Genomic DNA, 22,649 nt, shown 5'->3' with positions numbered 1-22,649 from the left:
AGGGATGGCGCCGCTGCCGCGCAGCTCGCCTTGCAAGGGCCGGACGGCGGACGCGTCCCCGGCCTCGCCACACTGACGGCGGGCGAGCGCGCATGGCGCTTCACACCCGCGCGCGCGTGGCGTGCCGGCAGCTATCTGTTGCGGATTCACCCCAGTCTGGAAGACCCGCAGGGTAACCGCCTGTGCTCGGCATTCGAGCAGGCCGGGCAGAGCGCCCGGCGCTGTGAGCAAGAGGGCCGGCTGCCCTTCGCCATCCCGCCCCGCTAAGCCCTCGCAAAAATCCGCCGCAGTCGCGCACGTCGCCCCGTCGCGGCCGCCGACGGATGTCATTTTCGATATTGATCCGCACAAAAAAGTAATTGGCTTCTTGCTAATTTGAGGGTTAGATTCCACGCATCGGGCAAGAATGTTATCGCAAACATTTTTAGCGCCGCTAACATGGTGGCTAACATCCGTAGTTGGCCGCCACCGTTGGAACAATAACAGGAGACAACATGAACCATGCACGACTAGCTTTGCTGTCGCTGGCGCTGGCGTGCGCACTGAGTGCGCCGGCCGCTGCACAAAACGACAAGATGACCCCGATCGCCACCCCGGCGCAACCGACCGCGATCAGCTTGAATACCGGACCCCTGCCGGACGCCGCCAACCAGGAATCCTGGCACCGCCAGTACAACAGCGTGTTCGCGCGCAACGTCACGTTGGCGACGTTGACGCCATTCCTGCCGGCGGCGGGCAAGGGCAGCGGCGCCGCGGTGATCGTGGCGCCGGGCGGCGGCTTCCGCACGCTGTCGATGGAAAACGAGGGCTGGCAGGTGGCCCAGGCGCTGGCCGACAAGGGCGTGGCGGCCTTCGTGCTCAAATACCGCCTGAATCAGACGCCGGCCGACATGCCCGGATTCGAACGCGCGATGGCGGAGATGTTCTCGGCCACCGCCAAGCGCCCGCCGGCGCCGCAGGACCCGGCCAGCGCTTACGCGCCGCAGATTGCCGATGCCCGCGCCGCATTCGCGCTGGTGCGCGCCCGCGCGCGCGAATGGCATGTCGATCCGGACCGCATCGGCATGCTGGGCTTCTCGGCCGGCGCCATGCTGACCATGGCCACCGCGCTGCATGGGCAGGATGCCAGGCCGGCTTTCATCGGCAACATCTACGGCCCGCTGGCGGCGGTGACGGTGCCGGCCGATGCGCCGCCGCTGTTCATCGCCCTGGCGGCCGACGATCCCTTTTTCGGCAACGCCGGTTACGGCCTGATCGACAGCTGGCGCGGCGCCAAGCGGCCGGTGGAGTTCCATTTGTTCGAGCAGGGCGGCCACGGCTTCGGCATGTATCCGAAGACCACCACCAGCACCGGCTGGTTCGACAGCTATACGCGCTGGCTGGGCATGCATGGCTACCTGCGTCCCGCCGCGGCGCATTGATCAGGGAGGTGACCGACCCGAGATCAACCGTTGTACCGGTCCGATGCCAGTCAATATAAAAAACACGGAGACTTTATGCAAACACCATTTCAGCGTAGTTTGATGTACCTGGCCGTAGCCGGCGCCTGCAGCGCGCTGGCCGTTCCGGTCCAGGCCCAGCAGGCGGCCGCCGACGGCCAGAGCGCCGGCGCCAGCGACGCCCCGCAAGTGATCGTGACAGGGATACGGGCCAGTATGCAGTCCACCCTGAACATGAAGCGCAACGCCGACGGCATCGTTGACGGCATCGTGGCCGAAGACATGGGCAAATTCCCTGACACCAACCTGGCCGAATCGCTGCAGCGCATTTCCGGCGTCTCGATCGACCGCAGCAACGGCGAGGGCCAGAAGGTCACCGTGCGCGGCCTGGGGCCGGACTTCAACCTGGTGCTGCTGAACGGCCGCCAGATGCCGACCACCGATCTGAGCGACCTGTCCGGCCGCTCGTTCGACTTCTCCAACCTGGCGTCGGAAGCGATCTCGCAGCTGCAGGTCTACAAGACCGGCCGCGCCGACAGCCCCACCGGCGGCATCGGCGCCACCATCAATGTGATCACCGGGCGGCCGTTCGACAATCCGGGCCTGCATTCCAGCGTCGGGGTGAAGGCGGTCAAGGACACCTCCAACGACCACGTGCCGGAGTCGATGAAGGGAAAAAGCGTGACCCCCGAAGTGTCGGGCATCTATTCGAACACCAGCGCCGACGGCCGCTTCGGCGTGGCGCTGAGCGCCAGCTACCAGAAGCGCGATTCCGGCTTCAACCGCGCCGGCCTGTTCAACGGCTATCAGGGGCCCTATCTCGGTTCGGCCGTGATCGACGGCCAGACCTTGCCGCAACCGGGACAGCCGGGCGCGCAGAACATCACCAACCGCCCGGCCCAGGACGCGCTGTACTCGATCCCGCAAAACATGAATTACAACGTGGCCGCCGTCCAGCGGCAGCGCACCAACGGCCAGCTGACCTTCCAGTTCCGTCCGGTCAAGGAACTGACCACCACGCTCGATTACACCTATTCGGAAAACAAGATCCAGACCAAGCGCAACGAGCTGAGCGTGTGGTTCGCCCAGACCCCGACCTCGACCAGCACCTGGCCCAGCGGTCACGTGGTCAGCCCGCTGACCTACGCGGAGGTGTACCCGACGCCGCAGGATATTTCGGTGGTGGGCAGCGACTTCGCCACCAAGACCAAGAACCAGTCGCTGGGCTTCAACGCCGCCTGGAAACCGCGTGCCGGCCTGAAGCTGGAGTTCGACGCCCACCATTCGACCGCCGAGTCGGGCGCCGACAGCCCGTTCGGCAGCGAGAACGCGCTGTCCAACGCCAGCTTCAGCCGCGGACCGGTCAAGCTGGACCTGACCCACGAGCTGCCGATCCTGAGCATGCGTCCGGCCGACCTGGTCAACGCGCCGATCCAGGCCGCCGGCTCCTGGTTCCACAACAGCTACGAGAAATCCGTGATCAAGCAGGCGCAGGCCAAGGGCACGCTGCAGGTGATGGAAGCGTCCAACCTGAACTTCGGCGTCGGCTACACCGATACCTCCAACCGCTCGACCTATTCGAACGTGCAGAACAACACCTGGGGCGGCGCCACCAAGGCCTCGGACTATCCGGCCAGCCTGTTCCAGGCCAACACCCTGTCGACCTATTTCAACAAGCTGGAAGGCGCCAACTCGCCGGACCTGTTCGGCACACTGTACACCTTCGACTTCGCCAAGGTGCGCCAGGTGACCGCCAACGCGGTCGGCAACCAGGCCGCCTATCTGCCCAACTTCGCCAGCGCGGACACCGACCGCACGCTGGTGGAAAAGACCAGTTCCGGCTATCTGGCGTTCGACACCGACTGGGACACCGCGCTGCCGTTCCATTCGTCGGTCGGGCTGCGGGTCGAGCGCACCCGGATCAGTTCGCGCGCGCAGGTATTGCCGGGCAACGCCGTGGTGTGGGTGGCACAGAACGAGCTGCCGATCACCTTCGGCGGCCAGGCCTTCAGCAGCACCGATGCGTCCTACACCAATGTGCTGCCGGCCATCAATCTGGACGCCGACATCCGCAGCGACATGAAGCTGCGCGCCAGCGCCGGCATCACCATCGGCCGCGCGCGCTATGACCAGTTGCAGGGCGGCCTGACGCTGGGCACCATCGCCAACGTGTTCACCGGCGGCACCGCCTCGGTCGGCAATCCGGCGCTGAAACCGGTCAAGTCCAAGAACCTCGACCTGTCGTGGGAATGGTATTACGACAAGCAGAGCGTGCTGTCGCTGGCGCTGTTCCACAAGAACCTGGACAACTACGCCGGCCAGACCCTGATCTCGCAGACCCTGTACGACCTGCATACGCCGGTCGGCGGCGCGTATTACAAGGAGGCGCTGGCGCATGGCTGCACCGCGGCCGACACCAACTGCATCCGCAACTACATCCTGGCCAACTTCGATGGTCAGCCCGGCGTCAAGAAGACCGGCGTGAAGGGCGACGGCATGTTGGACGGCACCATCACCGGCCTGCCGACCGACCCGCTGCTGAACTTCCAGACCACCACCTACGCCAACCAGAAGTCGGCCAGCGTCAGCGGCGCCGAGGTGAACGTGCAGCACATGTTCGGCCAGAGCGGCTTCGGCGTGCAGGCCAACTACACCTACGTGCACTCGCCGCTGAAGTACAACAACGCCGACGTCAACGACCAGTTCGCGATCCTGGGGCTGAGCAATTCGGCCAACGTGGTGGGCATCTTCGAGAACAAGGCCTGGTCGGTGCGGGTGGCGTACAACTGGCGCGACGAGTTCCTGGCCGCCACGGTCGATGGCAATGGCCGCGCGGCGCCGGTGTACACCGACGCCTACGGCCAGGTCGACGTCAGCGTCGGCTACAACTACAACCAGAACCTGAGCTTCCAGCTGGAGGCGATCAACCTCAACGACGCCACCCAGCGTCAGCATGGACGCACGGCGGCATCGACCCTGAATGTGACGCAGGCCGGACCGCGTTACATGATCGGCGCCCGCTACAAGTTCTGAGCGCTCACGCGGCGCGTCGTTCCTTGACGATGCCGCGGTAGACCAGGAAGGTCGCCACCAGGCTGACCGCGCCCGCGAAGGCCATCCAGTAGCCGGGCGCGGCGCGGTCGCCGCTGAATTCGATCAGCCAGGTCGACAGCAGCGGCGTCAGGCCGCCGAACAGCGCGGTCGCCAGGCTGTAGGCCAGCGAAAAGCCGGTGGTGCGCACCTGCACCGGGATGATCTCGGTCAGGGCGACGATGGTGGCGCCGTTGTAGCTGCCGTACAGGAACGACAGCCACAGTTCCACCAGCACCATGTTGCCGAAGCTGGGATGGGCGACCAGCCACGACAGCGCCGGGTACGCGGTGAGCACGGTCAGCGCCGAGCACACCGCCATCACCGGCCAGCGGCCGATGCGGTCCGACAGCGCGCCCATCACGGGCAGCCAGATGAAGTTCGACACGCCGACGCACAGCGTGACCAGCAGGCTGTCCTCGGTGCTCAGCTTGAGCACGCTCTTGCCGAAGGTCGGCGTGTACACGGTGATCATGTAAAACGCCACCGTGGTCATCACCACCAGCATCGCTCCCACCGTCACCAGCGGCCAGTTGCGGGCGATGGTGCGCATCATCTGGCCGAAGGTCGGATGGCTTTTCTGCGCCAGATACGCCTGCGTCTCCTGCAGCGAGCGGCGGATGTAGAACACCACCGGGATGATCGAGCAACCGATGAAGAACGGAATCCGCCAGCCCCAGTCGGCGATCACCTCCTTGGGCATGAGCTGGTTGAGCGCATAGCCCAGCGCGGCGGAAAAAATCACGGCGACCTGCTGGCTGGCCGACTGCCAGCTGACATAGAAGCCTTTGCGGCCCGGCGTCGCCATTTCCGACAGGTAGACCGACACGCCGCCCAGTTCCACGCCGGCCGAAAAGCCCTGCAGCAGGCGGCCGAGCAGCACCAGCAGCGGCGCCAGCAGGCCGATGCTGGCATAGCCGGGCACGAAGGCGATCAGCGCGGTGCCGGACGCCATGATGGCCAGCGTCAGCACCAGGCCCTTGCGACGGCCGATGCGGTCGATATAGCTGCCCAGCAGGATCGCCCCCAGCGGGCGCATGAAAAAGCCGGCGCCAAAGGTGGCGAAGGTCATCATCAGCGCCGCGTATTCGCTGGTGGCCGGGAAGAACGCGGCCGCGATCTGGCTGGCGTAGAAGCCGAACAGGAAGAAATCATACATTTCGATGAAATTGCCGCTGGTCACGCGGATCACGCTGCCGAGCCTGGAAGCGGGGCGCGCTGGCGCGGCGGCGGGCGGCGCCGCGGGGACCGCGCCGACGGTGGAAGGTAAGCTCATGATGGATACTCCGGAGGGTTAGTGGGGAGCCGTCACCGGTTCCAGGCCGGTGGCCCGGATGGTGGCGGCGTTGGCGGGGGCGGCGAGAAACCGCAGCAGCGCGCGGCCGGACGCCGCGTGCTCGGCGCCGCGCACCAGCGCGCCGGCGAACAGGGTACGGCGCTGCACGGCCTCCGGCAGCAGGCCGACAATGTCGATCCCGGCCACCGGTTGCAGTTCGCTTTGCTGCTGGCAGCCAAAGTCCGCCTCGCCGTGGGCGATGATTTCGCCGACCGGGGTGGCGGGAATCTGCGCGGCCTTGCCCTGCATTTGCTGGCGGATGCCCAGCTTGTCCAGCAATTCCTGCTGGATGTAGACGCCGCTGGCGCTGTCGGAATACGCCACGCGCGGCGCGCTCAGCAGGGCCTGGCGCAGGCCGTCGACGCTGCCGATGTCGGGCTTGGGGGCGCCGTGGCGCACCGCGCAGGCGATCGGTGAATTGGCCAGCACCACCTTGCTGCCCGGCTCCAGCTTGCCCTCGGCCATCAGCTGGTCCAGCGCCTCACCGACCATGATGACGACGTCGATGGCCTCGCCGCGCGCCAGGCGCGCCGGGATGGCGTTGGCGGTGGCGCCCATCGATGGCCCCCAGGCCGACTGCAGCTGGTCGCCGCTGCCGCGTTCATAGGCGGGCGCCAGTTCCTTGTAGGCCTGGGCGAAGCCGCCCGAGCTGACGATGCGCAGATCGCCGGCCTGGGCCGTGGCGGCCAGCGCCAGGGCGGCCAGGGCGGCCAGCGCGCGGCGGTTGAAATGGTGGGGTCGCATGGGCATCCTTTCTTGCGTTAAAACTTCTTCATGAGTCCGAGCGTCAGGCCGGCGCCGTGGCGGTCGTTGGGCAGGGTCGCGGTCAGGCCGGCGGCGTCGCCGCGCCACAGCGTGTAATCGGCTTCGACATAAGCGGTGGTGCGCGGCGCCAGGGTTTTTTCGATAAACAGGAAGGCGCGGTCGAAACCGTCGTCGCGCCAGCCGCTGGCCTCGCGCCGCACGCGGTACCAGGCGGTGGTGACCAGCAGGTCGCGGCCGGCCTGGCGGCTGACGCCGGCCGACAGCACGCGCTGCCGCACCGTCTGGCGCGGCCCCGTGTCGGCGTGGTTGCGCGCCGTGTTGGCCTTGAATTGCCAGCCGCCGAGGCGCCAGGCGGCCCCCAGCGTCCAGGCGTCCAGCGGCAGGTTGTCGCGGCTGCGGAATTGCGAGGCGGCGCCCGACACCACCCAGTCCGGCTGCTGGTAGGACAGCGCCGCGCCGTGGCTGGAGGCGGCGCGGCCGTCACCGGGCACCTCGCCGAACGACCAGGCCGCGCGTGCCAGCCATGGACCGCTGTTGAGCGTGTACTTGAGCGTGTTGTCCAGCCGGTAGAAATTGTCGGCGTAGCCGCTCGGGCCGTACTGTCGGCCGAAGGCGTGGGTGCCGAACGCCGTGTTGCTCAGACCAGCGATATTGACGTTGGGGTTGAAGCTGGCGTCGCGTTTGGCCAGCGGATCGACCGTGATCAGGGCGTCGGACAGGAGGTTGGTCTGGCGCCCGGCGGCCAGGGTGCCGTACGGCGTTTCCAGGCCGACCCAGGCCAGGCGGTCGAACAGGCGGTCGCTCTTGGCGGTGGCGCCGGTGTCGGCATTGATGCCGCCTTCCAGGCGCAGCAGCGCCGCCCACTGGCCGCCGAGGTCTTCACGGCCGCGCAGGCCCCAGCGGCTGGTCTGGTTGATGCCGCTGCTGACGGCCTCGGTGTGGCCGGAGGCGGTGGGCGCGTTGTTGGCGCCCAGCCCGCTGGTGCCGCGCAGGCCGAGATCGACGATGCCGTACAGGTTCATGTCGGTCTGGGCCGGGCAGGCGCCGCTGGCGACGAGCAGGGCGGCGAAAGTGCAGGAATGGCGCACGGGGTGTCTCCTTGATGGCGTGCCTTCTTGGCGAGGCTGATATGCGATGGCTGCATGGTGCGCCAAATGGCATAATTTGATAATCGCAATTTTTAAGCGGATTAATGCACCATGCGCATCAATTACGATTTGCACGACCTGCACGCCTTTGTCGCCGTGGCCGAACGGGCCAGCTTCCGCCAGGCCGCCGCCGACCTGTTCCTGTCGCAGTCCGCGCTCAGCCGGCGGATCGAGAAACTGGAGGAGGGCCTGGGCGTGAAGCTGTTCGAGCGCACCACCCGCCGCGTTCAGCTGACCAATGTCGGGCAGACTTTTCTGCTGAATGTGCGCACCGCGCTCGATGGGCTGGAAGACGCGGTGCTGGGCGTGGCCGACCTGGCAGCGCACCGCACGGGGACGGTCACGCTGGCCTGCGTGCCGTCCGCCGTCCAGCACTTCCTGCCCGAGGTGCTGAAGCGCTTCAGCGAGCGCTTTCCGCGCATCCGCGTGCGTATCCACGACGAGAGCGCGCAGGACGTGCTCAACCTGGTGCTGGCGGGCGAGGCGGATTTCGGCATCAATTTCAGCGGCGCCGAGGATGCGGAAATCGTGTTCGAGCCGATCTATGTCGAGCGTTACGTGCTGGCCATGCGGCGCGAGCACCGCCTGGCGCGCCGCAAGAAGCTGAGCTGGAAGGAGACGGTGGGCGAACGCTACATTTCGGTGGCGAAATCGAGCGGTAACCGCAGCGTGATCGACGCCGCGCTGGCCGGCGTCGAGAAGCATCCGCTGATCTTTTGCGAGGTCAATCACGTGGCCGGCGTGCTGGCGCTGGTCGAGGCCGGGATGGGCGTGGCGGCGGTGCCGGGCCTGTCGGTCCGCGCGGGAGCGCACGAGGCCGTGATTGGCGTGCCGCTGGTGCAGCCGGAGATCCACCGCACGCTGGGGCTGATCAGCAAGCGCAACCACAGCATGGCGCCGGCCGCGCGCACCTTGTTCGACATGCTGGAGCGCGCCTGGTCGCAGCGGCCGGCGGCCGCGCCTTAGCCGGCGCCCCGGGCGGCGTCGAAGCTGGCGACCAGGTTGCCGTGGAACGGCAAGTGGCGGGACATCATCTCGCCGTGGCTGGCCGCGTGCGGGCTGCGCCAGTCGCCCATCAGTTCGGCGCCCACCGCGACCCAGGTGATGGGCGTGACGCCGGCCTGGACCATGCGCGCCAGCGCCACCTCGCGCACCAGCGGGTTCCACGTGCCCGAGGCGTCGATGACGGCGTAGACCTCGTAGCCGTCGGCCCTGGCGCCGAGCGCGGCAAAGGCCAGGCACACATCGGTCGAGACGCCGGCGACGATCAGCTTCTTTCTGCCGCTGCGCCGGACCGCCGCGACGAATTCCTGGTTGTCCCAGGCGTTGATTTCACCGGGACGGTGTATCACCTGCGCTTGCGGCAGCAGGCTGGCCAGCGCCGGCAGCACCGGCCCGTTCGGCCCGTCGGCGGCGCTGGTGGTCACGATGGTGGGCAGCTCGAAGCTGCGGGCCAGCTCGGCGAGCGCGGTGACCCCGTTCAGAAATTCCAGCATGCCCTGGTCGTGCACGCCGTTGCACAAGCCGGTCTGGTGATCGACAAATAGTGCGACGGCATTGTCGGCGGTAAGACGTTGGTAACCCATGATGAGCTCCTTTAAAAGCGTGAAAGTGGCTGCTCACGGCCAGCAGTGTCAGGTGGCGCGTGATGAGACGACTATACTGGCGCGGCCGGGCGACAATAAGTGGTGGACAATGCAAAGGACTGGTGCAGCAATGCACCGATCATCGAGAGAGACCCATGCAAGACTTGAACGACCTGACTTTTTTTGTTGAGGTGGTGCGCCATGGCGGCTTTTCGGCCGCTTCCCGCGCCAGCGGCGTGGACAAGACGCGACTCAGCCGCCGGCTGGCGGCGCTGGAGCATGGGATGCAGGTGCGGCTGCTACAGCGCAACACCAGGAACGTGGCGCTGACCGAGGCGGGGCGCCTGTTCTACGAGCAGGCGCTGGCGGTGATCGAAAAGGCGCAAGCCGCTTTCGACAGTATGCAAACACTGCGCGCGGCGCCCAGCGGCATCGTGCGCTTGAGCTGTCCGCAGGTGATGGCGCAGAGCGTGGTGGCGCCACTACTGGGGCGCTTCCTGTTGCGTTATCCGGCCGTCAGCGTCGAGTTGCGCGCGGAGGACAAGCCGCCCGACTTGCTGCGCGAGGGCTGGGATGTCAGCCTGCGGGCGCAGTGCGCCGACGCGCCGCCGCCGGGCATGGTGTGCGCACGCTGGGCGGCGCCAGACGCGTCCTGGTGGCCAGTCCGGACTACCTGGCGCGGGCCGGCCGACCGGCCTGCCCGGCACAACTTTTCAGTGCACAGACCGTGTGTCAGGCGAGCGATGCGCGGCACGGCGAGGTGCACTGGGAATTGTTCGGACCGGACCATCGGGCCACGCGTGTGCCGCTGCGGCCACGATTGATCACGGACGATCTGCAATTGCAGATGAATGCGGCCCTCCAGCACATCGGCATTGCGCTGCTGCCGGAGCCGATTGTTTTTGCCGCACTGCAGCAGGGGAATTTATCCCCGGTCTTGCCGGACTGGCATGCGGCCGAGCACCGGATAGAATTGCTGTACCTCACCCCACGCGGCATGCTGCCCGCGGTGCGCAGCCTGATCGACTTCCTGAGCGCCCATTTCGGCGAGGCGTTTGCGCAGCGCACCCAAACACCGCAGCAGTCCGTGCAAGCGTCAGCCATGTAAAGCGATACCGATAACGGTATCGGTGTCGTAAAAAAAATTATCGTTTTTTTGGCAAGTTGAGATTATATTTACCTGCGCCGGGCAAAGATGTTATCGCAAACATTTTTTTGCTTTGCTAACATGGAGACTAACATGCGAAGAAATAAGGCCCGCTTACAGGGTCGTGCGGGGGCAGGCAAGGCCGGCAGGATGGGGCTGGTGTTGTCGGCGCTGTGGCTGGGCCTGGCGGGGCCAACTCCGGGTCATGCCGCCGATGCGCGCGCGGACGCCGAAACGCGCGCCCGCGCCCTGGTTGAACAGCTGACGCTGGACGAAAAAATCGATCAGCTGCTGAACGTGGCGCCGGCCGTGCCGCGCCTGGGCATCCCGGCGTACAACTGGTGGACCGAATCGCTGCACGGTGCGCTGGGGCCGCTGCCCACCACCAATTTCCCCGAACCGATAGGCCTGGCCGCCAGCTTCGACGCGCCATTGGTGCGGCAGGTGGCGGCCGCCATCAGCACCGAGGTGCGCGCGCTGCACACGCTGGGCCGCGAGACCGGGCACCTGGGCCGCATCGGCACCGGCCTCGATACCTGGTCACCCAACATCAACATCTTCCGCGATCCGCGCTGGGGACGCGGCCAGGAAACCTATGGCGAAGATCCCCACCTGACGGCGACGCTCGGGGTCGCCTTCATCCGCGGCATCCAGGGCGATAACCCGGAGCTGCCGGACGTGGTCGCCACCCCCAAGCATTTCGCCGTGCACAGCGGACCGGAATCGACCCGCCACGTGGCCGATGTCTTCGTCTCGGCGCACGACCTGGAGGACACTTATCTGCCGGCCTTCCGCGCCGCCATCGTCGATGGCCAGGCCGGTTCCATCATGTGCGCCTACAACCGCATCAACGGCCAGCCGGCCTGCGGCAGCGAACTGCTGATGAAGCAGCACCTGCGCGGCGCCTGGGGCTTCAAGGGCTATGTGGTGTCCGACTGCGATGCGGTGACCGATATCTCGGAACAGCACAAGTACGCGAGCGATCCGGCCGCCGCCGTTACGGTGGCGCTCAAGGCCGGCACCGATAACGAGTGCAACACCAAGACGCTGAGCGAGACGCCGGGCCTCGGCGCGCGCTACCGCGAAGCCTGGCAGCGCGGCCTGATCGCCATGGCCGACATCGACCAGGCGCTGGTGCGCCTGTTCTCGGCGCGTTACCGCAACGGCGATCTGGCCGGCCTGCCGCAGCGCGCCGCCAACACGGTGCCGGTCAGCGCCATCGGCACGCCGGCGCACCAGGCGCTGGCCTTGCAGGCCGCCACCCGCAGCCTGGTGCTGTTGAAGAACGACGGCGTGCTGCCGCTCAAGCCCGGCCTGAAACTGGCGGTGATCGGACCGCTGGCCGACGCCACCCGCGTCCTGCGCGGCAATTATTCGTCGACGCAGTCGGCGCCGCCGGTCTCGGTGCTGGAGGGCCTGCGCCGTGTGCTGCCGTCGGCACAGATCAGGCTGGCGCCAGCCGGCGCCTCGATCACCGATGGCGATCCGGTGCCGGCTTCCGCCCTGCGCACGCCGGACGGCAAACCGGGCCTGCAGGTGGCATATTACAACCGCAGCGGCGAGCGGTACGACAGCAAGCCGGTGCTGACGCGCACCGAACCGGGGCTGGCAGCGCAAGCCCTGCAATTCAAGGCCGTCGCCGACCATCACAAGGCGGTGTGGGATGGCTATCTGACCGTGCCCGAAACCGGCGCGTACCGGCTGGGCGTCAGCGGCGTCAAGGGCGCGCTCAAGGTGGACGGCAAGCCGGTGCTGGAGGCCAGCGCCTATTCGAAATGGGGCGAACCGCTGGAGCTGACCACCGTGCAGCTGCGCCAGGGCCAGCGCTACCCGCTGCACTTCGAAGCCGAGACCGGCAGCACCGGCGTGCCCGGCCTGTTCTGGAAACGCATATCCAGCGATGCCGACGCCGACCTGCGCCATGCCGCCGCCGATGCCGATGTGATCGTCGCCGTGGTCGGCCTGACCTCGGACCTGGAAGGCGAGGAGATGGCCATCAAGGTGGACGGCTTTGCCGGCGGCGACAAGACCACGCTCCACCTGCCGGCCGAACAGCGGCAGTTGCTGGAGCGCGCCAGGGCGCTGGGCAAACCGCTGGTGGTGGTGCTGATGAACGGCAGCGCACTCGACCTGTCCTGGGCGAAGGACCACGCCGCCGCCATCCTGGAGGCCTGGTATCCGGGTCAGTCCGGCGGCCTGGCCATCGCCAACGTGCTGACCGGCCGCGCCGATCCGGGCGGGCGCCTGCCGCTGACCTTCTATCGCGGCCTGGCCGACCTGCCGCCGTTCGACGACTACAGCATGAAGGGCCGCACCTACCGCTATTACACCGGCACGCCGGTCTACCCCTTCGGTGCCGGCCTCAGCTACACCAGCTTCGCCTACGCGCCGCTGCGGGTCGCGCCGGTGGACGGCGCGCCGGAAAATGGCGTCATCGTCACCACCGAGATCAGCAACACCGGCGCACGCGAAGGCGATGAAGTGGCCCAGCTGTATCTGACGCCCCCCGCGCTGGAAGGCGCACCGCGCCTGGCGCTGCGCGGCTTCCAGCGCGTGACGCTGAAGGCCGGCGAACGCCGGCAGATCAGCTTCCGCCTGTCGCCGCGCGACCTGAGTTTCGTCACGCGCGATGGCGTGCGCCAGCTGACGCCGGGGCAATACCAACTCAGCGTCGGCTCGGGGCAGCCGGCAGCCGGCGTCGCCGGTCAGCAGGCACCGCTGGTGTTGACGCGCAGCGTCGCCATCGCACCATAAACCCGTCACCAGCAGGAGGCCCACCGACCACGATAAAGACGCAGTACCCACAGACCACTTAACGAACACAAAAAAAGCGGAGACTATATGCAATCGCCATTTCAACGGAGTTTGATGCACCTGGCCGTCGCCGGCGCCTGCGCCGTGCTGGCCATGCCGGGCCAGGCCCAGCAATCCCAGCCGACCCAGGCCGACGCGCCGGCCGCCACCCCGGAGGCCGCCAAACCGGCCGACAGCGCCGTCGCGCCGGCCAGCAGCGAGAATACCGTGGTGGTGTCCGGCTCGCGCATCGCCGCGCGCGGCTTCACCCAACCAACGCCGACCACCACCCTGTCGTCGGCCGATCTCGACAAGGCGGCCAAGCCGAACATCTTCGATTCGCTGATCGAACTGCCGGCGCTGCAGGGCAGTACCGGCCGCACCACCAACACCTTTTCCACCTCCAGCGGTATTCAGGGCCTGTCCTCGCTGTCGCTGCGCGGCCTGGGCACCTTGCGTACCCTGACCTTGCTGGATGGCCAGCGCGTGGTGGGCGCCAATGTCACCGGCGTGACCGACGTCAGCCAGTTCCCGCAACTGCTGGTCAAGCGCGTGGACGTGGTGACCGGCGGCGCCTCGGCCTCGTATGGCTCGGACGCGATCGGCGGCGTGGTCAACTTCATCACCGACAAGAAATTCACCGGCTTCAAGGCCAACGTCGCCGGCGGCGAGACCAAATACCACGACGACAAGAGCGGTACCCTGCAGGCCGCGTGGGGCCGGGGCTTTGCCGACGACCGCCTGCACGTCACCCTCAGCGGCGAATTCACCAAGCAGAACGGCATCGACTCGCCGGGCTTCGGCCAGGTGGGCGCCGGTGGCCGCGACTGGTACACCAATCCGGCCTTGCAGGAATCCACGCCCGCCATGCAGGCCGCCGGTGCGCCGCGCTACAAGAGCATCATCAACGCCCAGCACATCCAGTACGCCAAATACGGCCTGATCACCAACGGCCCGCTGAAGGGCACGGCGTTCGGTCCGGGCGGCACGCCGTATCCGTTCCAGTACGGCACGGACTGCGTCGGCAACTTCTGTATCGGCGGCGACCGCGACGGCAGTGTCGGCGCCGGCACCAACCTGTCGATGAATTTCAAGCGTCAGGTGGCCTACAGCCGCATTTCCTGGGATTTGGATGCCGACAATGAAATCTATGTCACCGGCAACTGGGCGCAGGTCACGTCCGCGTTCTCGCCAAATCCAGGCGCGGCCAAGCAGGGTAATCTGTCGATCCGTTGCGACAACGCCTATCTGCCGGCCTCGGTGGCGGCGGGTTGTTTGTCCGGTTACCCGAGCGGGGTGATGTCGGTGGGCACCTCGAACGGCGAATTCCCTGCCAATATCAGCGTGCACCCGATGCGCACCCAGCGCCGCGGCGTGATCGGCGCGGACGGCAAGTTCAACCTGTTCGGCAAGGAATGGTCGTACGACGCCTACGCCGAGCATGGCGAGAACACCACCGTGATCCACGTGCAGGACATCACGCTCAATCCGCGCTACAACTTCGCCATCGACGCGATCAAGGATCCGGCCACCGGCCAGATCGTCTGCCGCAGTGCCGCCGCCCGCGCCGCCGGCTGCCAGCCGATCAACATCTTCGGCAACGTGCCGATCAACCTGGCCGGCTGGAACTACATCGCGCCAAGCAACGGACCGATGCAGCACACGGATTCATCGCAAAACGTTGTTAGCGCTAACATCAACGGTGAACTGGCGCAGGGCTGGGCCGGTCCGATCTCGATCGCGTTTGGCGCGGAATGGCGGCGCGAGGAATACTCCGTGTATGGCGATCCCTACGGCGCCGGCGTGGCGCTGGAATCGCCTTACAGCCCCAACTATCCGGCCGATCCGACCCTGTCCACCAGCGGCGACAACTGGTTCGCCGGTAACTACCACAACGGCAAGGGCGCGTTCACCGTGCGCGAGGGTTATGTCGAGCTGAATGTGCCGTTCCTGAAGTCGGCCACTTTCGGCGAAGCCAACCTCAACATCGCTGACCGCGAAGAGAAGTACAGCACGGCCGGCAAGGCGCGCGCCTGGAAGGTCGGCAGCACCTGGCAGACGCCGATCGATGGCCTGCGCCTGCGCGCGGTGAGCTCCAAGGATGTGCGCGCACCGAATCTGTCCGAGCTGTACGCGGCGATGACGGTGACCAACCAGGCCGTCAACAATAGCCAGGGCCAGTCGATCCAGATCCAGCAGCGCAACGTCGGCAACCCGGCGCTGCGGCCGGAAGAGGCGCGCAACAATTCCTTCGGCCTGGTGCTGAGCCAGCCGAGCTGGGCGCGCAACTTCAACTTCTCGGTCGATTACTACGACATCAAGGTGCGCAACGTGATCAGCTCGCTGAACCCGCAGCAGGAAGTCGACCTGTGCTATGGCGGCAACCAGAGCGTGTGCTCGGCGGTGTCGATCAACGGTCCGGCCGGCACCAACTATGTGCTGGCGCAGAGCTTCAACTTCGCCTCGCTGCACACGCGCGGCATCGACTTCGAGATGGCCTACCGCAAGAACCTGGCGGACTACGGCCTGCCGGGCACGGTCACCCTGCGCGGCCTGGCTTCGCGCATGATCCACTCGATCTCCGATCCCGGCGTGCCGGGCACCACGCCGATCGAGGGCGCCGGCGCCATGACGGGCGCCACGCCGAAGTGGAAGGCGCTGGTGCAGCAGTCGTGGGACGGTCTGATGAACGGCAAGCTCGGTCTGAACCTGAGCGAGCGCTGGATCGGCGCCGGCGTATTCAACAACGAATACATCGAGTGCCAGACCAACTGCCCGCTGCCGACCGCCGCGCATCCGACCATCTACGACAACCACATGCCGGGCGCGCTGTACTTCGATCTGGGCGGCAATTACAACTTCTCGAAACAGGTGTCGGCCTACTTCAAGATCGACAACCTGGCCGACCGCGCGCCGGTGCTGGTGCCGCAGACTAACCTCAGTCTCGGCCTCAATCCGGCGATCTACGACTCGGTGGGGCGCACCTACCGCGTCGGCGTGCGCGTGAACTACTAAGGAGACGCCAGCTGTGTGGAATCTGTTTGCCGTACTGCTGGCGGTCGGCCTGCTGACCATCATGATCGCCTGGGGCAAGGTACAGCCCCTGCTGGCGTTCGTGGTGGCGGCGATGGCCGCCGCCTTGATGCTGGGTATGCCGCTGGCGAAAATCCCCGGCGTGATCGAGAAGGGCATCGGCGACCTGCTGGGCTCGCTGGTGGTGGTGATTTGCCTGGGCGCCGTGTTCGGCAAGCTGATCGCCGACACCGGCGCCGCGCGCCGCATCGCCATCAGCCTGATCGATACGCTGGGGCCGAACCGCATGCCGGTGGCGATGACCGTCACCGGATTCGTGGTCGGCCTGCCGCTGTATTACAACGTCGGCTTCGTGCTGATGATCCCGCTGATCTTTTCGCTGGTCTACCAGTCGGGACGGCCGGCGGTGGCGCTCGGCATGCCCTTGCTGGCCGGGCTGTCGATCGCCCACGGCTTCCTGCCGCCGCATCCGTCGCCCACCGCGCTGGTGGCGGCCGTGCACGCCGATCTCGGCAAGACGCTGCTGTACGGCCTGGTGGTGGCGATCCCGACGCTGATCATCGCCGGCCCGGTGTTCGCCATGACGCTCAGGAAGATCCAGGCGCAGCCGGCGGCGATCTTCCGCGGCGAGCCCAAGCCGGTGCATGAATTGCCGTCCGCCTTCGCCAGTTTTTTCACGGCGCTGCTGCCGGTGCTGCTGCTGGGGGCATCGACGCTGGTGACGCTGCTGCGGCCGGAACTGGCGCAGCCGTTGGCATTTCTCTCCAGTCCGCTGGTGGTGATGCTGGTGTCCTACGTGGTGGCGATTTTCCTGCTGGGCATTGGCCGTGGCCAGACGCTGCCGCAGGTGATGGGCTCGGCGCAGGAAGCGCTGCGCGAAATCGCGCCTATCCTGCTGATCATCGCCGGCGCCGGCGGCCTCAAGCAGGTGCTGACCGAATCGGGCATCAGCGCCCAGCTCGGCACGCAGCTGGCCAGTCTGCCGGTGCCGCCGTTGCTGCTGGCCTGGGCGGTGGCGACGCTGATCCGCGTGTGCCTGGGCTCGGCCACGGTGGCCGGCGTCACGGCGGCCGGCGTGGTCGGGCCGCTGGTGCAGGTCTCGGGCGTCAATCCCAACCTGATGGTGCTGGCGGTCGGTGCCGGCAGCCTGATGTTCAGTCACGTGAACGATTCGGCGTTCTGGATGTTCAAGGAATACTTTGGCCTGTCGCTGCGCGACACTTTCCGCTCGTGGACCATGATGGAAACGCTGGTCGGCATCTTCGGCATCATTTTTGTGCTGCTGTTGTCGCTGTTCGTATAACAAAGGAGACATGCTTGAACAAGCAATTGATGAAACTGCCGCTGCTGCTGTTGGCGGCCGGCTTGAATGTGCAGGCCGCCATGCCGGCCTCGGTGTCGGCCTACCAGAGCCTGCCGGACGATGGCCGCGCCGTGGTGGTGCGCGCCAAAGGCGATGGGGTGGCCGACGACAGCGCCGCCCTCCAGCAGGCGATCGACAGCGCCGCCAACAAGGGCGCCGGCGGCGTGGTGTTCCTGCCGTCCGGCCGCTACCGCATCAGCCGCAGCATCCTGATTCCGATTGCCGTGCGTGTGTACGGCGTCGGCAAGACGCGGCCGGTGCTGGTGCTGGGGGCGAACACGCCGGGATTCCAGAAGGGCGTGGCCAATATGGTGATCTTCACCGGCACCGACACCTATAACATCGGCGGCGTGGCGCAGCCGGTGCCGGGCGCGGTGCCGTTCAGCGCCGAGCCGGGCAAGGCCGTGCGCGACGCCAATTCCTCGACCTTTTACTCGGTGCTGTCCAACGTCGATTTTGAAGTGGGCGAGGGCAATCCCGCCGCCAGCGGCGTGCGCATGCACACGGCGCAGCACTCCAATCTGTCGCACATCGATTTCCGCATGGGATCGGGGCTGGCCGGCGTCTACCAGGTCGGCAATATCGCTTACGACCTCAAGTTCTACGGCGGCCGTTATGGCATCCTGGCCGAAAAGACCTCGCCGGCCTGGCAGTTCACGCTGCTCGATTCGCAGTTCGACGGCCAGCGCGACGCCGCCATCCGCGAGCACGAGGCGGCGCTGACGCTGGGCAATACCGAAATCCGCAATACCCCGGTCGGCATCGAGATCGACCGTGGTTACGGCGACTGGCTGTGGGGCGCCGATGTGCGCATGGAAAATGTCTCCAAAGCGGGCGTGATCGTCAGTAACGAGAACAACGCCTACACCCAGGTCGGCTTCGAACGCATCAGCGCGCGCAACGTGCCGGTGTTTGCGCGTTTCCGCGACAGCGGCAAGCAGCTGGCGGGACAGGGGCGCAACTACCAGGTGGCGGAATTCAATCACGGCCTCAAGCTGGCCAGCCTGAGCGAGCCGGGACAGTTCGACACCAACTACCGCACCGCCGCGCTGCCGGCGCAGGAGCGCAAGGACCGCATCATGCGCGCGCTGCCGCCCACCGCCGAGTGGGCCAGCGTGCGCGGCTTTGGCGCCAAGGGCGATGGCGTCAGCGACGACACTGCCGCGATCCAGAAAGCCATCGACAGCCATCGCGTGGTCTATCTGCCGCTGGGCTTTTACGCGGTCAGCGACACCATCCGCCTGAAACCCGATACCGTGCTGATCGGCCTGCATCCGGGCCTGACCCGGCTGGTGCTGCCCAACGGTTCGCCGCTGTACCAGGGCACGGACACGCCCAAGGCGCTGCTGGAAAGCGCGCGCGGCGGCGACGCCATCGTCACCGGCATCGGCCTGGCCACCGGCGAAGTCAATCCGCGCGCGGTGGCCTTGCTGTGGCGCGCCGGCGAGCATTCGCTGGTGGACGATATCCGCATCCAGTGGGGCTATGGTTCGCCCACCGATCCGTTCAGGAAGAGCGAGCGCTTCGATACCTCGGCCTGGTGGGACCGCCAGTATCCGAGCATCTGGGTGACCGATGGCGGCGGCGGTACCTTCACCGGCGTGTGGACCCCGGCCGGCCATGCGCAGGCCGGCTTCTACGTGACCAACACCAGCACGCCGGGCCGCGTGTACGAGCTGTCGGCCGAGCACCACATCCGCAACGAGATCGTGCTGGACGGCGTGGCCAACTGGGAATTCCACGCGCCGCAGACCGAGGAAGAGGTACGCGATGGCGCCGATTCGGTCTCGCTCGATATCCGCAACTCGAAGAACATCCTGCTGGCCAACTACCACGCCTACCGGGTGACGCGCTCGATGAAGCCGGCGCCGACCGCTGTGCGCATCAGCAATTCCAGCGACATCCGCTTCCGCAACGTGGCGGTGAATGGCGAGAGCGGCTTCCCCACCTGCGACGAGAATGGCTGCACGGCTTATCTGCGCGCGTCCAAGTACCCGTATGAGAACGCCATTACCGACGTGACCAATCGGATCGAGGGCCGCGAGCGCATGTTCGCGGTGTACGATTACAACGGCAAGCCGGCCGGCGCGCCCGCCGTGGCCAGTGCCGCCAAGGTCGATCAGCTGGAACAGGGCTTCTACTCGATCGCCGGCGCCGCCGTCGACTCGAAAGGGCGCCTGTACTTCATCGACCGCCACTTCCAGCGCATCTACAGCTATGCCGATGGCGAGGGTCTGAAGATCGTCAACGATTACCCGCTCGATCCGGTCAACCTGGCGGTGGACGGCAGCGACAACCTGCTGGTGCTGTCCTCGGCGGGCAAGGACGGCACCGTGTATGCGCTCAAGCCGAACGTGCCGGGCACGCTGATATCCGTGATCGAACCGACCCCGGTCAGCGCGCACCCGCAGGCGCGGCTGGCGCTGCCGGTCAATTACTGGGCGAACGGCGAATTCTGGGACCAGCTGAATCCTGACACCTACGAATTCGCCACCCTGGCCGAGATCTTCGCGCGCAACGCCGCGCAGCCGAAGCCGCGCGAATACGTGTCGCCGGACGGCAGTCTGGTGTTGCCGGCGTTCCGCGTCACCCGCCATGGCCCGCTCGACCACTTGGGCTACCGCTGGTCGGATACGCTGGACACGCATGGCTTTGTCTACGGCCAGGTCGGCCAGCGCGTGGTGTTCACCAACGCCTCGCAAAACCTGACCTTGAGTGGTCTGATCGGCGCGGGCGGCGCCATCACCGAGCTGAAACAGGTGGCCGACCGCGGCGGCGAGAGCGCGGCCGTCGGACCTGACGGCAAGGTCTACGTCGCCAACGGCCAGGTGTTCATCTACGGCGCCGACGGCAAACAAGCTGGCCGCATCGATGTGCCGGCGCGGCCTTTGCAGCTGATCTTCGGCGGCGCCGACCGCCGCACGCTGTACATCCTGACCCACCACGCGCTGTACGCGGCCAGGATCTGACGTACCCCCGGTTCTCCAGGCCACGCCCGTGGCCTTCGCCGCTCGCCTGCACGGGAGCGGTTTTTTTACTCTCGACACGCGAGCTATCATGAACAATCCCCTGATTCTGTTGGCTGGTCTGGTGCTGTCGGCGGCGCTGTCCGCCACGGCGGCGGACCGGATCACCGTCACCATCGACCCGGCCGCCGACGGCCCTACCATCAGCCGCCACCTGTTCGGCCAGTTTGCCGAGCATCTGGGCCACGGTATCTATGGCGGCGTCTGGGTCGGCCGCGACTCGCCGATTCCCAACACGCGCGGCATCCGCAACGACGTGGTGGCCGCGCTGAAGGCCATCCAGGTGCCCAATGTGCGCTGGCCGGGAGGCTGCTTCGCCGACGAATACCACTGGCGTAACGGCATCGGCCCGGCCAGTCAGCGCCGCGCCGGACGCAATCCCAACTGGGGCGGCGTGGTCGAACCCAACACCTTCGGCACCGATGAATTCATGGACTTCGTCGGCCAGATCGGCGCCGACGCCTACATCTCGGCGAACGTCGGCTCCGGCACCCGCCAGGAAGCGGCCGAGTGGCTGGAGTACCTGACCGCCGAACAGACGGCGCTCGGCGACGAGCGCGCCGCCAACGGTCACAAGGCGCCGTACAAGGTGGCCTTCTGGGGCATAGGCAACGAAAGCTGGGGCTGCGGCGGCGCCATGAGTGCCGCGCATTACCTGGAAGAGCTGAAGATGTATTCCCACTTCAGCCGCAACTACAATCCGGCCCAGGTCATGCAGCAGATCGCGGTCGGTCCGGACGGCGCCAAGACCGAATATACCGAAACCATCATGCGCGCCTGGGCCGGCAAGGTGTGGAGCTGGGACATCGCCGGCCTGTCGCTGCACTCCTACACGCTGAACGGCTGGCCGCCGTCGGTCAAGGCCACCGGTTTCGGCGAGCCCGAATATGCGCGTTTCATCCAGGAGACGCTGGGCATGGATGACCTGATCCGCAAGCACGGCGCCATCATGGACCGCTACGATCCGCAGAAAAAGGTGGCGCTGGTGGTCGATGAATGGGGCGCGTGGCTGGCGCCGACGCCCGGCACCGATCCCGGTTTCCTGATGCAGCAGAATTCCCAGCGCGACGCCATCGTGGCGGCGCTGAACCTGAATATCTTCGCGCGGCACGCGGCGCGCGTGCGCATGGCGAATATCGCGCAGATGGTCAACGTGCTGCAGGCGATGATCCTGACCGACCAGGAAAAAATGGTGCTGACGCCGACCTACCATGTGTTCAGGATGTACGTGCCGTTCCATGACGCCACGCTGTTGCCGGCCCGCTTCAAACCGGAGCGCTACCGTTACGGCAAATACGCCATGCCGCGCGTGGATGCGATGGCGGCGCGCGACGCCAACGGCAAGCTGTGGGTGGCGCTGACCAATATCGATTACCAGCGCCCGGTGGAGATCGCGCTGGCCGTGAGCGGTCGTCCGGCCGTCGCGGTCAGCGGCCAGATCCTGGCGGCGCCGCAGGCCGACAGCGTCAACACCTTCGCCGCGCCCGATACCGTGACGCCGCAGCCGCTGACGGCCAGCATGGTGCAGGGCCGGCCCGTGCTGACGCTGGCGCCGCGTTCGGTGGCGGTGGTGGCGGTGGAGCAGTAAGCCCGGCACAACCGCGTCAGCCGATATGGGACGCCAGTTCTTCCGGCGTCCCCAGCGGGAACGCTTGTTTCAGGTAGGCGAGGAAGGCGGAGACGCGCGCGCTCAGCAGGCGGCGCGACGGGTACAGCGCCCACAGGGCGATCTCGGGACCGTCGATCTCGCCCCAGCTTGCCAGCGTGCCGGCGGCCAGGTCGTGGCTGACCAGCGACAAGGGCAGGCGCGCCACGCCGACCCCCAGCCGCACGGCATCGCGCACCATGAACAGGGACGCCAGGCGCAGCACGGGTTCGACCGCGATCTGCGCCGGCCCCGCCGGGCCGACGACCGTCCAGGTG

The 22,649-nt window shown here is 66.8% G+C and carries 13 protein-coding genes and 2 pseudogenes; 10 read left to right on the top strand and 5 right to left on the bottom strand.

What is annotated here, in order from left to right:
* The 3 genes and pseudogenes from E4L98_RS30160 to E4L98_RS22885 form a co-directional block, all read left to right on the top strand.
* Window positions 1-267: pseudogene (locus E4L98_RS30160) on the top strand (hypothetical protein); the annotation flags it as partial.
* 227 nt (window positions 268-494) lie between these two features.
* Complete coding sequence (locus E4L98_RS22890) at window positions 495-1,421, top strand: alpha/beta hydrolase (protein ID WP_135203844.1); 927 nt, start codon at window positions 495-497, stop codon at window positions 1,419-1,421.
* A 75-nt stretch (window positions 1,422-1,496) separates the two neighbouring features.
* A complete protein-coding gene (locus tag E4L98_RS22885) occupies window positions 1,497-4,472 on the top strand; it encodes a TonB-dependent receptor (RefSeq protein ID WP_135203843.1) in 2,976 nt (991 codons plus the stop codon).
* 4 nt (window positions 4,473-4,476) lie between these two features.
* On the opposite strand, the gene E4L98_RS22880 is transcribed toward E4L98_RS22885, so the two are convergent.
* Genes E4L98_RS22880 through E4L98_RS22870 form a run of 3 tightly spaced genes read right to left on the bottom strand, consistent with a single transcriptional unit; the run spans window position 4,477 to window position 7,718 of the window.
* Window positions 4,477-5,805 (bottom strand): MFS transporter, encoded by a 1,329-nt coding sequence (locus E4L98_RS22880; protein ID WP_135203842.1) that lies wholly within the window; start codon window positions 5,803-5,805, stop codon window positions 4,477-4,479.
* 18 nt (window positions 5,806-5,823) lie between these two features.
* A complete protein-coding gene (locus tag E4L98_RS22875) occupies window positions 5,824-6,609 on the bottom strand; it encodes a substrate-binding domain-containing protein (protein ID WP_135203841.1) in 786 nt (261 codons plus the stop codon).
* Window positions 6,610-6,626: 17 nt separating this feature from the next.
* On the bottom strand, window positions 6,627-7,718 hold the full coding sequence (locus tag E4L98_RS22870) for a porin (RefSeq protein ID WP_135203840.1): 1,092 nt from the start codon (window positions 7,716-7,718) through the stop codon (window positions 6,627-6,629).
* Window positions 7,719-7,829: 111 nt separating this feature from the next.
* Between E4L98_RS22870 and E4L98_RS22865 the strand changes: the two genes are divergently transcribed.
* Entirely contained in the window at window positions 7,830-8,744 is a 915-nt protein-coding gene (locus E4L98_RS22865; protein ID WP_135203839.1) for a LysR family transcriptional regulator, read from the top strand.
* Here E4L98_RS22865 and E4L98_RS22860 read toward each other — a convergent pair.
* A complete protein-coding gene (locus E4L98_RS22860; protein ID WP_135203838.1) occupies window positions 8,741-9,364 on the bottom strand; it encodes an isochorismatase family protein in 624 nt (207 codons plus the stop codon). The two genes, E4L98_RS22865 and E4L98_RS22860, sit on opposite strands and share 4 nt — an antisense overlap.
* 62 nt (window positions 9,365-9,426) lie before the next feature.
* Here E4L98_RS22860 and E4L98_RS31330 point away from each other — a divergent pair.
* The 6 genes and pseudogenes from E4L98_RS31330 (at window position 9,427) to E4L98_RS22830 (ending at window position 22,314) form a co-directional block, all read left to right on the top strand.
* Window positions 9,427-10,472: pseudogene (locus E4L98_RS31330) on the top strand (LysR substrate-binding domain-containing protein).
* Window positions 10,473-10,604: 132 nt separating this feature from the next.
* Window positions 10,605-13,265 (top strand): glycoside hydrolase family 3 C-terminal domain-containing protein, encoded by a 2,661-nt coding sequence (locus tag E4L98_RS22850; RefSeq protein ID WP_205746813.1) that lies wholly within the window; start codon window positions 10,605-10,607, stop codon window positions 13,263-13,265.
* A gap of 114 nt (window positions 13,266-13,379) precedes the next feature.
* Entirely contained in the window at window positions 13,380-16,319 is a 2,940-nt protein-coding gene (locus E4L98_RS22845) for a TonB-dependent receptor domain-containing protein (protein WP_135203837.1), read from the top strand.
* A 13-nt stretch (window positions 16,320-16,332) separates the two neighbouring features.
* Entirely contained in the window at window positions 16,333-17,640 is a 1,308-nt protein-coding gene (locus E4L98_RS22840) for a gluconate:H+ symporter (protein ID WP_229257523.1), read from the top strand.
* A gap of 14 nt (window positions 17,641-17,654) precedes the next feature.
* A complete protein-coding gene (locus E4L98_RS22835) occupies window positions 17,655-20,669 on the top strand; it encodes a glycosyl hydrolase family 28-related protein (RefSeq protein ID WP_229257522.1) in 3,015 nt (1,004 codons plus the stop codon).
* A gap of 88 nt (window positions 20,670-20,757) precedes the next feature.
* Complete coding sequence (locus tag E4L98_RS22830; RefSeq protein ID WP_135203836.1) at window positions 20,758-22,314, top strand: alpha-N-arabinofuranosidase; 1,557 nt, start codon at window positions 20,758-20,760, stop codon at window positions 22,312-22,314.
* Between the two features lie 16 nt (window positions 22,315-22,330).
* Here the strand turns inward: E4L98_RS22830 and E4L98_RS22825 are convergent.
* A partial coding sequence (locus tag E4L98_RS22825; RefSeq protein WP_229257521.1) for a LysR substrate-binding domain-containing protein occupies window positions 22,331-22,649 on the bottom strand: 319 nt, incomplete at its 5' end.

Origin of the sequence: Duganella callida (assembly GCF_004614165.1) — a bacterium.
In the GTDB taxonomy this organism is placed as follows: Bacteria; Pseudomonadota; Gammaproteobacteria; order Burkholderiales; family Burkholderiaceae_D; genus Rugamonas; species Rugamonas callida.
The sequence above is the reverse complement of the archived record's forward strand: the minus strand, read 5'-3'. Positions and strand labels throughout refer to the sequence as shown.